The organism is uncultured Stenotrophomonas sp. (assembly GCF_963519125.1).
Classification (GTDB): Bacteria; Pseudomonadota; Gammaproteobacteria; order Xanthomonadales; family Xanthomonadaceae; genus Stenotrophomonas.
Window position 1 is genome coordinate 141822 of the sequence record NZ_CAUQLJ010000010.1, and the last position, 12802, is coordinate 154623.

15 protein-coding genes are annotated in these 12802 nt (G+C 68.0%); all 15 read left to right on the top strand.

Annotation, left to right across the window (positions count from 1 at the left end):
* Positions 1-59: 59 nt before the first annotated feature.
* Entirely contained in the window at positions 60-1166 is a 1107-nt protein-coding gene (locus RYM47_RS10835; protein WP_315387830.1) for a YadA-like family protein, read from the top strand.
* Positions 1167-1442: 276 nt separating this feature from the next.
* Positions 1443-1799 (top strand): flagellar hook-basal body complex protein FliE, encoded by a 357-nt coding sequence (fliE, locus tag RYM47_RS10840; protein ID WP_315387831.1) that lies wholly within the window; start codon positions 1443-1445, stop codon positions 1797-1799.
* A gap of 13 nt (positions 1800-1812) precedes the next feature.
* On the top strand, positions 1813-3459 hold the full coding sequence (gene fliF, locus RYM47_RS10845; protein ID WP_315387833.1) for a flagellar basal-body MS-ring/collar protein FliF: 1647 nt from the start codon (positions 1813-1815) through the stop codon (positions 3457-3459).
* Entirely contained in the window at positions 3452-4465 is a 1014-nt protein-coding gene (gene fliG, locus RYM47_RS10850) for a flagellar motor switch protein FliG (RefSeq protein WP_171966696.1), read from the top strand. Before fliF ends, fliG begins: the two co-directional genes overlap by 8 nt.
* Positions 4462-5097, top strand: coding sequence for a FliH/SctL family protein (locus RYM47_RS10855; RefSeq protein WP_315387836.1), 636 nt, complete (start codon positions 4462-4464; stop codon positions 5095-5097). Before fliG ends, RYM47_RS10855 begins: the two co-directional genes overlap by 4 nt.
* Positions 5094-6476, top strand: a complete 1383-nt coding sequence (locus RYM47_RS10860) for a FliI/YscN family ATPase (protein WP_315387838.1) — start codon at positions 5094-5096, stop codon at positions 6474-6476. The genes RYM47_RS10855 and RYM47_RS10860 overlap by 4 nt, the downstream gene beginning before the upstream one ends.
* A gap of 3 nt (positions 6477-6479) precedes the next feature.
* Positions 6480-6938 (top strand): flagellar export protein FliJ, encoded by a 459-nt coding sequence (gene fliJ, locus RYM47_RS10865; protein ID WP_315387840.1) that lies wholly within the window; start codon positions 6480-6482, stop codon positions 6936-6938.
* On the top strand, positions 6935-8101 hold the full coding sequence (locus RYM47_RS10870) for a flagellar hook-length control protein FliK (protein ID WP_315387841.1): 1167 nt from the start codon (positions 6935-6937) through the stop codon (positions 8099-8101). Before fliJ ends, RYM47_RS10870 begins: the two co-directional genes overlap by 4 nt.
* A 414-nt stretch (positions 8102-8515) precedes the next feature.
* The gene (locus RYM47_RS10875) at positions 8516-9034 is read left to right on the top strand and encodes a flagellar basal body-associated FliL family protein (protein ID WP_315387842.1); all 519 of its coding nucleotides are present in this window, start codon (positions 8516-8518) and stop codon (positions 9032-9034) included.
* Positions 9035-9043: 9 nt separating this feature from the next.
* Positions 9044-10051, top strand: a complete 1008-nt coding sequence (fliM, locus tag RYM47_RS10880) for a flagellar motor switch protein FliM (protein ID WP_315387843.1) — start codon at positions 9044-9046, stop codon at positions 10049-10051.
* Complete coding sequence (fliN, locus tag RYM47_RS10885) at positions 10048-10386, top strand: flagellar motor switch protein FliN (RefSeq protein WP_315387844.1); 339 nt, start codon at positions 10048-10050, stop codon at positions 10384-10386. Before fliM ends, fliN begins: the two co-directional genes overlap by 4 nt.
* A 71-nt stretch (positions 10387-10457) precedes the next feature.
* The gene (gene fliO / locus RYM47_RS10890) at positions 10458-10784 is read left to right on the top strand and encodes a flagellar biosynthetic protein FliO (RefSeq protein WP_315387866.1); all 327 of its coding nucleotides are present in this window, start codon (positions 10458-10460) and stop codon (positions 10782-10784) included.
* A gap of 2 nt (positions 10785-10786) precedes the next feature.
* Complete coding sequence (gene fliP / locus RYM47_RS10895; RefSeq protein ID WP_315387845.1) at positions 10787-11569, top strand: flagellar type III secretion system pore protein FliP; 783 nt, start codon at positions 10787-10789, stop codon at positions 11567-11569.
* A 7-nt stretch (positions 11570-11576) separates the two neighbouring features.
* Positions 11577-11846 (top strand): flagellar biosynthetic protein FliQ, encoded by a 270-nt coding sequence (locus RYM47_RS10900; protein WP_017356083.1) that lies wholly within the window; start codon positions 11577-11579, stop codon positions 11844-11846.
* A gap of 7 nt (positions 11847-11853) precedes the next feature.
* Positions 11854-12660, top strand: coding sequence for a flagellar biosynthetic protein FliR (gene fliR, locus RYM47_RS10905; protein WP_315387848.1), 807 nt, complete (start codon positions 11854-11856; stop codon positions 12658-12660).
* The last annotated feature ends 142 nt before the right edge of the window (positions 12661-12802 follow it).

Sequence of the window (12802 nt, forward strand, 5' to 3'; positions counted from 1 at the left end):
GCAGAACGCCAAACCGGAACTTAACCGGCCAGGTGCGCTGCCACCCGAGGATTCCTGCCATGGATCGTTCCTGGTATCGCAATGCATTGCGTGGTGTTTCGCGCGCCTCCTTCGCCCGTTCCCTCCTCCTCGCCAGTGCTGCGCTGGGCGTGTTCCTGTCCATGAATTCGCCCGTCCTGGCGCAGGCCACCTGTACGCAATCCGGTGCTGCTCAGACTGCTGCTGGCGACGGTGCGTTCGCCTGCGGCGACGGCGCCGTCGCCAATGGCGCGCACTCGACCGCCGTAGGTACCGACGCCAATGGCGGCGCACAGTTCGGCACGGCGGTCGGTCGCGACGCGAAAGCGACCGGGTTCGCTTCGACGTCGTTGGGCTACAACAACACCGCGTCCGGCCGCGACACGGTCGCGATTGGCGTCAACAGCACCGCCACCCAGGAAGGTGCCATGGTGTTTGGCGTGGGGACCAACGCTACCGCACAAAACGCGATCGCCATCGGCCAGGGCGCCAATGCTTCCGGCGTAAGCTCCATCGCCCTCGGCGCAGGCGCAGTGGCCACCGAAGCCAACACCGTCTCGCTCGGCGTGGCCGGCTCGGAACGGCGCGTGGTCAACATGGCCGCTGGTACTGCCGACACCGACGGGGTCAACGTGAGCCAGCTCAAGCAATCGGCGGCAGACACCCTGACCGCGGCCAATCAGTACACGGACGAACAGGCCGACGCCACGCTGGGCGAAGCCAACACCTACACCGACACGGTGGCAGGTGACACGTTGGTCGCGGCCAACCAGTACACCGACCAGCAGGTCAACCAGCTGAGCAGCCTGGCCGCCGGCGCCAACGACGCGCTGGCGCAGTTCAAGGCCGAAGCCAACGACCGCTTCGCCGGCATCGATGAGCGCCTCAACGGCATGGACGACGCCCTGCGGGTCATGGACCGGCGGATCAGCCGCCAGGGTGCGATGTCGGCGGCCCTGGTGCAGAGCTCCGGCATGCCCGACGTGGGCGAGAACTACCTCGGCGCAGGCGTGGGCTGGTCTGAAGGCGAGAAGGCGCTCGCCGCCAGTTTCCGTCGCCGCTTCACCGAGCATTTCACCGGCTCGGTCGGCGCCTCCCGCAGCGGCGATGAAAGCGCGGTTGCGGTCGGCATGGGCGTCACCTGGTAACGCCCTCGCCCACTGCCGTTCTGCAACGACGCCCGGGCCCTCCGGGCGTTTTCACATCCGCGCTCCGGCGGCGCGCCAGTTTCCCGACGCCGGGCTTCCGGCGCCTGCCCTGCGGCGGCATGCCGCAGCGGTAATCCGTCACAGCGGGCCAGCGCCTCACCACCCAACAGGCCTTCACAGACCGTCATCACCACAACACTGAACCGCTCAGCCGTTTCGGCACGGGGCTTGCAACGTCATCACCCGAGATCCCCCAAATCAGCCGGAACGTTCCAGATGTCACACTCCGTCACCTCGATTCTCTCCCAGATCCGCAGCTACCAGACCCAGGCCACCCAGCCGGTCAGTCCGCTGGAAACCCCGCAGACCAATGCGCTGCAGGGTCTGGCCGCGCCGCAGGACATCCAGGGCGCCAGCTTCACCGACACCCTGCGCGGCGCCATCGCCGGCGTCAACGAGGCCCAGCAGAAGTCCGGCGCCCTCGCCCGCGCCTTCGAACTGGGCGAACCGGGCGCCGACCTGGCAAAGGTGATGGTCGCCTCCCAGCAGTCCCAGATCGCCTTCCGCGCCACCGTGGAAGTCCGCAACCGTCTCGTCCAGGCTTACCAGGACGTGATGAACATGCCGCTGTAAGGAATAGAGACGCATGGCACTGACGCTCTCCAAGGACAGCCTGAACGCCGAAAAGGCCGGGCAATGGTTCGACCGCCTGCAGAGTCTGCAGATCACCCGTCGGCTGGGCCTGATGGCGATGATCGCGGTGGCGGTGGCGGCAGGCCTGTCCGTGTTCTTCTGGTCGCAGAAGCCGGGCATGGTCCCGCTGTACACCGGCCTGGACCAGAAGGCGACCGCTGAAGCGACCGACCTGCTGCGCGCCGCGCAGATTCCGTTCGCGCTCGACCCGGCCACCGGTGGCATCACCGTGCCGGAAAAGAACCTGCACGACGCGCGCCTGAAGCTGGCCGGCTCCGGCCTGACCGACAGCGGCAAGCTCGGCTTCGAGCTGATGGAGCGCGACCCCGGCTTCGGCGTCAGCCAGTTCGTCGAAAGCGCGCGCTACCAGCATGCGCTGGAAACCGAGCTGTCGCGCACCATCAACACGCTGCGCCCGGTGCGCGATTCGCGCGTGCACCTGGCCATTCCCAAGCCCAGCGCCTTCACCCGCCAGCGCGACGTGGCCAGCGCCTCGGTGGTGCTGGAACTGCGCGGCGGCCAGCAGCTTGAGCGCGGCCAGATCGACGCCATCGTGCACATGGTCGCGGCCAGCATTCCCGACCTCACCGCCGAACGCGTGACCGTGGTCGACCAGAGCGGGCGCATGCTCAGCGTGTCCGATCCGAACAGCGAGGCGGCCGTCAACGCCGCCCAGTTCGACCAGGTGCGCCGCCAGGAAACCTCGTTCAACCAGCGCATCCGCGAACTGCTCGAGCCGATGACCGGCCCGGGCCGGGTCAACCCGGAAGTCAGCGTGGACATGGACTTCTCGGTCACCGAAGAAGCCCGTGAGCTGTACAACGGCGAGCCGCAGAAGCTGCGCAGCGAGCAGACCAGCGAAAACAGCACCAGCACCCCGGGCCCGCAGGGCGTGCCGGGTGCGGCCAGCAACACCCCGCCCGGCCCGGCCGCCGCGCCGGCCACCGCCGCAACGCCGACCGAAACCGCGCGCAACGCTACCCGCAACTACGAACTGGACCGCACCCTGCAGCACACCCGTCAGCCGGCCGGTCGCATCAAACGCGTCTCCGTCGCCGTGCTGCTGGACAACGTGCCGCGCCCGGGCGCCAACGGCAAGACCACCGAACAGCCACTCTCTGCCGCAGAGCTGACCCGCGTGGAAGCGCTGGTCAAGCAGGCGGTGGGCTTCAACGCCGAACGTGGCGACACCGTGTCGGTGATGAACGCCCCGTTCGTGCGCGAAACCACGCCGGTCGAGGCACCGAACTGGTGGGAGCTGCCATACGTGCAGGACGGCTTGCGCCTGCTGCTCGGCGCCATCGTGGTGTTGGCGCTGGTGTTCGGCGTGCTGCGCCCGGCGCTGCGCTCGATCACCGGCACGCCGAAGAAGCTGGCCCACGAGGGCAGCCTGGAACCGCACAGCGCCGACGTGCAGCTGGTGGACGACGGCGAGGGCCTGCCGGCACTGGGTGCCGACCGGGTACATCTTTCCGGACAGGAGCCGCTGGCCCTGCCGGTGGACTCCTACGAGGAACGACTGCGCATGGCGCGTGAAGCTGTAAAGACCGATTCCAAGCGCGTGGCCCAGGTGGTGAAGGGGTGGGTGGCCAATGATTGATCCCACCGCGATTCCCCCGCTCAGCGGCGTACAGCGCGCCGCCGTGCTGCTGCTCTCGCTCGGTGAAGTGGAAGCGGCCGACGTGCTGCGCCACATGGAGCCGAAGGAAGTCCAGAAGATCGGCATCGCCATGGCGACCATGAGCGACATCACCCGCGAGCAGGTCGAGCGGGTGATGGACCAGTTCAACACCGAGCTGGGCTCCAAGACCTCGCTGGGCGTTGGCTCGGACGACTACATCCGCAACATGCTGGTGCAGGCGCTGGGCAGTGAAAAAGCCGGCAACCTGATCGACCGCATCCTGCTCGGCCGCAACACCACCGGCCTGGACGCGCTGAAGTGGATGGACCCGCGTGCGGTGGCCGACCTGGTCCGCAACGAACACCCGCAGATCATCGCCATCGTCATGGCCCACCTGGAAACCGACCAGGCCGCCGACGCGCTCAAGCTGCTGCCCGAACGCACCCGGGTCGACGTGCTGCTGCGCATCGCCACCCTGGACGGCATTCCGCCGAACGCGCTGAACGAACTGAACGAAATCATGGAGCGCCAGTTCGCCGGCAACCAGAACCTGAAGTCGTCCAACATCGGCGGCGTGCAGTGCGCGGCCAACATCCTGAACTTCATGGACAGCGGCCAGGACCAGGCGATCCTGGGCGAGATCTCGCGCATTGACGCCCCGCTCAGCGCGCGCATCCAGGAAAAGATGTTCGTGTTCGACGACCTGATCGACCTGGAAGATCGCGAGCTGCAGCTGGTGCTGCGCGAAGTCAGCGGCGAACGCCTGGGCCTGGCCCTGCGCGGCGCCGACATCAAGGTGCGCGACAAGATCACCCGCAACATGTCCCAGCGCGCGGCCGAAATCCTGCTCGAAGACATGGAAGCGCGCGGTCCGGTCCGCCTCTCCGACGTGGAAGCGGCGCAGCGCGAGATCCTCGCCATCGTCAAGCGCATGGCCGATGAAGGCACCGTCACCCTGGGCGGCAACGCGGAGGCCATGCTGTGAACAACGCCGTGCGCTGGCTTGCGCCCGACCTGCTGGCCGACCCGTCCGCCGTGCAGGAAGAGCACTTCGACGACCAGGCCATCGAACTTGAACACGACCCCGAACCGCTGCTGCAGCTCCCTACCCTGGAAGAAATCCAGGGGATCCAGGACGCCGCGCAGAAAGACGGCTTCGAGCAGGGCCATGCCGACGGCCACGCCCAGGGACAGGCCGAAGTCCGCCGCCTGGTCGCGCAGATCGAAGGCATCCTGGACAATTTCAGCCGGCCGCTGGTGCGGCTGGAGAACGAGGTGGTAGCCGCACTCGGTGAACTGGCCGTGCGCATCGCCGGCACCCTGGTCGGCCGCGCCTATGAGGCCGACCCGTCCCTGCTCGCGCAGCTGGTCGGTGAAGCAGTCGACGCCGTGGGCGGCGCCAACCGCGAAGTGGAAGTCCGCCTGCACCCGGACGACATCGCCGCACTGGCCCCGCTGCTGCAGCTGTCGCCCACCCAGCGCCTGAGCCCGGACCTGAGCCTGAGCCGCGGCGACCTGCGCGTGCACGCCGAAGCGGTACGCATCGACGGCACGCTGGAGGCGCGCCTGCGTGGCGCGCTGGACGCGGTCCTTCGCAAGTCCGGAGCCAGCGCATGAACACCGAACCGCTGCCCCCGCCCGCCGCCGACTGGGCGGCCGCGCGCAACCTGCGCCTTGCCGCGCGCCTGGACACGATCAAGCCCGACGGCGCGCATGGCCGCGGCCTGATCCGTGAAGGCGTGCTGCGCCGCGCGGTCGGCCTGACCCTGGAAGCGGTCGGCTGCGAATCGCCGATGGGGGCCAGCTGCAAGGTCGAAGTCGCCGACGGCGGCTGGGTCGACGCCGAAGTGGTCGGCTTCGCCGGTGAACGCACCTACCTCATGCCCAGCGCCGAACTGCACGGCCTGCTGCCCAACGCCCGCGTGGTGCCTTCGCTGGGCCGCGGCGGCGTGGAAGTGGGCGAAGGCCTGCTCGGCCGCGTGATCGACAGCGACGGCGTGCCGCTCGACGGCAAGGGCCCGATCCGCGCCGAAGGCACGGTCGGCATGGCAGGCGTTGCGATCAACCCGCTTGCCCGCGAACCGATCACCCAGCCGCTCGACGTCGGCGTACGCGCCATCAACGCCCTGCTGCCGATCGGCCGCGGCCAGCGCGTGGGCCTGTTCGCGGGCTCCGGCGTCGGCAAGTCGACCCTGCTCGGCATGATGACCCGCTACACCGCTGCCGACGTCATCGTGGTCGGCCTGATCGGCGAACGTGGCCGCGAAGTGCGCGACTTCGTCGAAAGCACCCTGGGCGAAGAAGGCCTGCGCCGCGCCGTGGTCGTGGCCAGCCCGGCCGACCGCCCGCCACTGGCCCGCCTGCACGGCGCCTACCGCGCCACCGCCATTGCCGAATGGTTCCGCGACCAGGGCCTGAACGTCCTGCTGCTGATGGACTCGCTGACCCGCTTCGCCCAGGCCCAGCGCGAAATCGGCCTCTCGGTCGGCGAACCGCCCACCACCCGCGGCTACCCGCCGTCGGTGTTCGCCAAGCTGCCGGCGCTGGTGGAACGTGCCGGCAACGGCGCCAAGGGGCGCGGCTCGATCACCGCCTTCTACACCGTGCTGACCGAAGGCGACGACCCGCAGGACCCCATTGCCGACGCCGCGCGCGCCATCCTCGATGGCCACATCCTGCTCTCGCGCCGGGTTGCCGACAGTGGCCTGTATCCCGCCATCGACGTCGAATCCTCGGTCAGCCGCGTGGTCACCGAAATCGCCGACGAACCCTGGCGCCTGCGCATCCGCAAGCTCAAGCGCCTGGTCTCGGCCTACTCCAGCAACCGCGACCTGATCGCCATCGGCGCTTACCAGCGCGGCAACGATCCAGCCACCGACGAAGCACTGGAACGCTGGTCGGACATCGTCGATTTCCTCGGCCAGGACGTCGGCAAAGCCGCCGACCTGCCGCACAGCCAGGCCGCGCTCAAGCGCCTGGTGGAACCTGAGGGCTAAGCCATGCAATCCAAGCGCATCGATCCCCTGCTCAAGCGGGCCCAGGACCATGAAGACGAAGTCGCCCGCGACCTCGCCGAACGCCAGCGCCTGCTCGATACCCACCTCTCGCGCCTGGACGAACTCCGCCGCTACGCCGAGGAGTACGCCAACGCCCAGATGGCCGCCACCAGCCCGGCCCAGCTGCTCAACCGCCGCGCCTTCCTCGACCGCCTCGACACCGCCGTCGCCCAGCAGCGCCAGACCGTGGATACCAACCGCGAGAAGGTCGAAGCCGAACGCGCCCGCCTGATCCTGGCCAGCCGCGACAAGGCCGTGCTCGAGCAGCTCGCCGCCAGCTACCGCGCCCAGGAAAAAGTCCTGGTCGACCGCCGCGACCAGCGCGAGATGGACGACATCGGCGCCCGCCGCAGCCGCGCCGCCCGCGCCGAAGACACCGACAGCGGGGAGACCCAGCGATGACCCCGACCTTCCTTGGCAGCAGCGCCAGCGCGACCGGCAGCAGCACGTCCGCCACCGGCACCAGCGCGCGCAACAGCACGAGCGGCAGCGACCGTCGGGACTTTGACGCCCTGCTCAACGCCGAGCCCGCCCGCAAACAGACGTCCAGCAAAGCCGACAGGACGCCGGCCAAGCCCGACGGCAACGCCAGGCAGTCCGGCGCGGACACCGCCAGCAACGCCACCGACGACACCGCGCGTGGTCCCGGCAGCACCCCGTCCGGCGACAGCACCACCGCCGCCACGGCCACCGGTTCGGCAGCCAGCGACAAGCCCGCCACCCCCGAACCCACCGACGACGCCGACACCGCCCCCTGGCCCCCGCTGGGCCTGGCCGGTCTCGCCCTGGCCGGCCCCGAAGCCGTCACCGTCCTCGCCGCCCCGGCCGCCAACGCCGAAAGCGCCACCGCTGCCAAGGCCGATCCCCTGCCCGGCGCCCTGCCCGGCGCAGCGCCCGTTCCCGGCGCGCCCGCCCTTCCCGCAGCAGCCATCGCCAACGCGGACACTGCCCCTGGCCCGATAGCCCTGCCGCTCGACGCCAGCGCCACCGAAGACGCCCCGCTGCCGGAGGCATTCGCCGACGCCATCGCCAACGCCAGCAGCGACACCGGTGCAGACGCGCCCACCACGCCACTACTCCACGCCCTGCACGCCGCCGCCGAACTCAAGGCCAACGCCACCAACGCCCCGTTCGCCGGCGAGCCCACCGCCACCCCGCACGTCGGGGGCGACGACTTCGACGACGCCATGAGCGCCCGCATCGGCTGGCTGGCCGACCAGAAGATCGGCCACGCCACCATCAAAGTGACCCCGCACGACCTTGGCCTGATCGAAGTCCGCCTGCAGATGGACGGCGACAAGGTGCACGCCACCTTCAGCAGTGCACACGCCGACGTCCGCCACGCCCTCGAATCCAGCATTCCGCGTTTGCGTGAAATGTTGAATGAGCAGGGGTTCCAGTTGGGCAATGCGGACGTGGGCCAGCAGCACACCGCGCAGGATGGAAAGGCGGGTGGTGGACAGAATGGACAAGGCGGCAGCGACGGCGAGATGGCGATCACGGAAACCATCGTGTCGCCAGCCCAGTTGATGCGTCAGCGTGGGTTGGTTGACGCGTACGCGTAACCAGCGCGAGCGCGGAGGCAAGGTTTCGTTAGAGGTCCATGCGTTAAAGGGCCGATCACGGTTATCGGCGGTCGTTTGGGAACCGACCCTACCGTTCCCCAGAATGTCATTGTCCGAGCGGCCAACCCCCGCGTTCCCATCCGTCACCCATACGGTCTCAGGGGTGGGTCGGTATGGGTTTGTGGGGGAATGAGCGGCATGGATGCCGCGACTTAGCCTCCATGGATGGATTTACGGCGTCCCCCACAAACCCATACCGACCCGCCCAGCCAGGCGGCAGCGCAGAGCCGACGCCTTTGACGTCGACGTTGACGTTGACGTTGACCTTCACGTCAAAAACCCGACAACGACAGCAAGCCACCGTTCGGCACGCCAATTGCATGTAGCCAGGAAGCAATCCAATGGAGCTTCCCAGTGGCCGCAGCCGCCGACAAAACCAAGAAATCCGCCGACAAGGACAAGGCCGCCAAGCCGCGCAGCCCGCTCCTGATCACGGCCCTCATTGCCGTGGTTGCCGCTGCCGCCGCCGGTGGTGGCGTCTGGTACTTCACCCAGTCCCATGACGAAAAGGCCCCGGCCACCGCCGAGAAGGCCAAGTCCGCCGTGCCCGCGCCCGCCCAGTACTTCGGCCTCGAACCCCCGTTCGTCGTCAACCTCAGCAGCAGCTTCGACGGCCCCCGCTACCTCCAGGTCGAAGTCCAGCTCATGACCCGCGACCCCGCCGCCCTTGAAGCCATCAAGCTTCACGCCCCGGCCATCCGCGCCAAGCTGCTCATGCTCTTCTCCCAGGTCGAACCGGCGCAGATCGCGGACCGGGCCGGCAAGGAAAAGCTCCAGGCCGACTCCCTCGCCGAAGTCCAGAAGCTCCTCAAGGCCGAAACCGGCAAGAAGGGCGTCGACGAACTGCTGTTCACCAGCTTCGTCACCCAGTAAAGGCCGCCCATGAACGACCTGCTCTCCCAGGATGAAATCGACGCCCTGCTGCACGGCGTCGACTCCGGTGCCGTCGAAACCGAAGTGGATGCCATCGCCCCCGGCGAAGCCCGCAACTACGACTTCGCCAGCCAGGACCGCATCATCCGCGGCCGCATGCCGACCCTGGAAATGGTCAACGAGCGCTTTGCCCGTCTCTGGCGCATCGGCCTGTTCAACCTCATCCGTCGTTCCGCCGAACTCTCCGTGCGTGGCATTGAACTGATCAAGTTCAACGACTACATGCACTCCCTGTACGTCCCCACCAACCTCAACCTCATTCGCTTCAAGCCCCTGCGCGGTACCGGCCTGATCGTCTTCGAGCCCACCCTCGTCTTCGCCATCGTCGACAACTTCTTCGGTGGCGACGGCCGCTACCCCACCCGCATCGAAGGCCGCGAATTCACCGCCACCGAAATGCGCGTCATCCACCTCCTGCTCAAGCAGACCTTCGCCGACCTGCGCGAAGCCTGGGCACCCGTGATGGATGTCGACTTCGAATACATCAACTCCGAGATCAACCCCCACTTCGCCAATATCGTCACCCCCCGCGAATACGTCGTGGTCTGCCGCCTGCATGTCGAACTCGACGGCGGTGGCGGCGACATCCACGTCACCCTCCCGTATTCCATGCTCGAACCGATCCGCGAACTGCTCGATGCCGGCATCCAGAGCGACCGCAACGATCGTGACGAAAGCTGGGGCACCATGCTGCGCGAACAGCTCAACGTCGCCGAAGTCACCCTCTCCAGCGTCCTCGCCACCAAGCGCATGAGCCTGCGCGACCTGACCACCCTGAAGATCGGCGACATCCTGCCCATCGACCTGCCCAACCAGGTTCCCGTCTGCGTCGAGAACATCCCCGTCTTCACCGGCCAGTTCGGCGTCGCCAACGGCATGAACGCCGTAAAGATCACCGCTACCCATCCGCCCGGCACCCGCCCGCGCGTACCCGTCATCCAGGAAGACCCGCAATGAACGACATCGACTCCAACGAACCGGCACCGGCGCAGTTCACCACCCTGCACTCCGACGACGCCGACGGCGGTCCCGACCTGAACCTCGACGTCATCCTCGACGTCCCGGTCACCCTGTCGCTCGAAGTCGGCCGCGCCCGCCTGCCCATCCGCAACCTGCTCCAGCTCAACCAGGGCTCGGTGGTCGAACTCGAACGCGGCGCCGGCGAATCGCTCGACGTCTTCGTCAACGGCACGTTGATCGCCCACGGCGAAGTCGTCGTCATCAACGACCGCTTCGGCGTCCGCCTCACCGACGTCGTCAGCCCCAGCGAACGGATCCGGAGACTGCGTTGATCGCCCTGGCACTCATCGCCACCGGCGCGCCCGCGACCAAGGTCGGCCAGCACGCAGCCGCCGCACCGAGCATGTTCGGCGCCGTGCTGGCCCTGCTGGCCGTCCTCGCCCTGATCGTCGGCCTCGGCTGGCTGCTCAAGCGCATGCCCGGCAGCGGCTTCAAACCCGCCGAAGGCCTGCGCGTGGTCGCCAGCCTCAACGTGGGTGCCAAGGAACGTGTCGTCGTCGTCGACGTCAACGGCGAACAGCTGCTGCTCGGCGTCACCGCCGGCGGCATCAACACCCTGCACCGCCTGCCCGAACCCCTGCCCACCCCGGAACCGGCGCGCCTGCCGGATTTCAAGAACCTGCCCAATTTCGCCCAGCTCCTGCAACAGCGGCTGCGCAAGGACAAATGATCATGCGTGGCCCCCGAGCTTCCTGGACCCGATACCTGCCGCTGCTGTTCGCCCTGCTGCTGTGCGCCCTGCCCGCGCTGGCCATGGCCGCACCTGCCGCACCCGCCATGCCCAACCTGCCCGACGTGAACGTCGGCAAGATTGGCGGTGCCCCGGTGAGCCTGCCGCTGCAGACCCTGCTGCTGATGACCGCGATCACCCTGATCCCGTCGATGCTGCTGGTGCTCACCGCCTTCACCCGCATCATCATCGTGCTCGGCCTGCTGCGCCAGGCACTGGGTACCGGCCAGACCCCCTCCAACCAGGTCCTGCTCGGCCTTGCCCTGTTCCTCACCGCCATGGTCATGCTGCCGGTGTGGCAGAAAGCCTGGGGCAGCGGCATGGCGCCCTATCTCAACGGCGAGATCGACTTCCAGACCGCCTGGACGCTCACCACCCAGCCGCTGCGCGCCTTCATGCTCGCCCAGATCCGCGAGACCGACCTGATGACCTTCGCCGGCATGGCCGGGCACGGCACCTACGCCAGCCCCGACGCCATCCCGTTCCCGGTGCTGGTCGCCTCGTTCGTCACCAGCGAACTGAAGACCGCCTTCGAAATCGGCTTCCTGATCTTCATCCCGTTCGTGATCATCGACCTGGTCGTAGCGAGCGTGCTGATGTCGATGGGCATGATGATGCTCTCGCCGATGCTGGTCTCCGCCCCCTTCAAGATCCTGCTGTTCGTCCTCGTCGACGGCTGGGTCCTCGTGGTCGGTACCCTGGCCGCCAGCTTCAACGCCGTCTGAGGCCGCCATGACCCCCGAACTTGCCCTGACCGAACTGCGCGGTGGCCTGATCACCGTGCTCTGGGTGGCCGGCCCGCTGCTGCTCACCGTCCTCATCGTCGGCGTCGTGGTCGGCGTGGTGCAGGCCGCGACCCAGCTCAACGAACCCACCATCGCCTTCGTCGCCAAGGCTGCCGCGCTCACCGCCGTCCTGTTCGCACTCGGCAGCCTGCTGATCGGCCACCTGGTCGAATACACCACCCTGCTGTTCCAGCGCATACCGCACCTGATCGGATAGCACCGCGATGGATTCGGCAACCCAGATGGCCGCCGACGGGCTCAATGCCTTCGGCATGATCGGCACCGTGCTGTGGACCATGCTGCGCATCGGCGCGATGATCATGGCCATGCCGCTGGTCGGCAGCCGCGCGGTGCCCGCACGCGTGCGTGTGATGCTGTCCGGCGCACTCGCCATCGCGCTTTCGCCGATGCTGCCGCCGGTGCCGGCCTGGACCGGGTTCGACGCCGCCACCGTGCTCAGCATCGCCCGCGAACTGGCGATCGGCGTCTCCATCGGCTTCCTGCTGCGGCTGGTATTCGAAGCCGGCGCCATGGCCGGCGAACTGGTCTCGCAGGGCACCGGCCTGGCGTTCGCGCAGATGAGCGACCCGATGCGCGGCGGCACCTCCGGCGTGATCGGGCAGTGGTTCTACCTGCTGTTCGGCCTGTTGTTCTTCACCGCCAATGGCCACCTTGCACTGATCTCATTGCTGATGGACAGCTACAAGGCAGTCCCTATCGGCACGTCGTTGCCCGATATCGACGCCTTCCTCAACGTCGCGCCGATGTTCCTGCTGCAGGTGCTGCGCGGGGCGCTGACCCTGGCCCTGCCGCTCACCGTGGCCATGCTCGCGATCAACCTCGCCTTCGGTGTGCTCTCCAAGGCCGCGCCGGCCCTCAATCCGATCCAGCTTGGCCTGCCGGTCGCACTGCTGCTGGGACTTTTCCTGCTCACGGTGCTCGCCGGTGAAATGGCCCCCCCCGTGCAGCGGCTGTTCGACGCCGCGTTCCAGGCCGCCGACAGCGTGACCCAACCGCACGCTGCACCCTAGCCATACTGCCTCGTACGCACATGAAGTGATGGCTGCGTGATCGGCGGATGAAAATTTTGGCGGATTTTGCGCTTGCCTTCGCCCCACGCCTGTCGTCTCATGCGCCTACGGCAGGGGGAAACGTGCCGGAGCAGCCGGCATC

What these genes read in the sequence shown, in the direction of transcription:
- RYM47_RS10835 (WP_315387830.1), top strand. Translation starts at nt 60, where the DNA reads ATGGATCGTTCCTGGTATCGCAATGCATTGCGTGGTGTTTCGCGCGCC.
- fliE (WP_315387831.1), top strand. Translation starts at nt 1,443, where the DNA reads ATGTCACACTCCGTCACCTCGATTCTCTCCCAGATCCGCAGCTACCAG.
- fliF (WP_315387833.1), top strand. Translation starts at nt 1,813, where the DNA reads ATGGCACTGACGCTCTCCAAGGACAGCCTGAACGCCGAAAAGGCCGGG.
- fliG (WP_171966696.1), top strand. Translation starts at nt 3,452, where the DNA reads ATGATTGATCCCACCGCGATTCCCCCGCTCAGCGGCGTACAGCGCGCC.
- RYM47_RS10860 (WP_315387838.1), top strand. Translation starts at nt 5,094, where the DNA reads ATGAACACCGAACCGCTGCCCCCGCCCGCCGCCGACTGGGCGGCCGCG.
- fliJ (WP_315387840.1), top strand. Translation starts at nt 6,480, where the DNA reads ATGCAATCCAAGCGCATCGATCCCCTGCTCAAGCGGGCCCAGGACCAT.
- RYM47_RS10870 (WP_315387841.1), top strand. Translation starts at nt 6,935, where the DNA reads ATGACCCCGACCTTCCTTGGCAGCAGCGCCAGCGCGACCGGCAGCAGC.
- fliM (WP_315387843.1), top strand. Translation starts at nt 9,044, where the DNA reads ATGAACGACCTGCTCTCCCAGGATGAAATCGACGCCCTGCTGCACGGC.
- fliN (WP_315387844.1), top strand. Translation starts at nt 10,048, where the DNA reads ATGAACGACATCGACTCCAACGAACCGGCACCGGCGCAGTTCACCACC.
- fliO (WP_315387866.1), top strand. Translation starts at nt 10,458, where the DNA reads ATGTTCGGCGCCGTGCTGGCCCTGCTGGCCGTCCTCGCCCTGATCGTC.
- fliP (WP_315387845.1), top strand. Translation starts at nt 10,787, where the DNA reads ATGCGTGGCCCCCGAGCTTCCTGGACCCGATACCTGCCGCTGCTGTTC.
- RYM47_RS10900 (WP_017356083.1), top strand. Translation starts at nt 11,577, where the DNA reads ATGACCCCCGAACTTGCCCTGACCGAACTGCGCGGTGGCCTGATCACC.
- fliR (WP_315387848.1), top strand. Translation starts at nt 11,854, where the DNA reads ATGGATTCGGCAACCCAGATGGCCGCCGACGGGCTCAATGCCTTCGGC.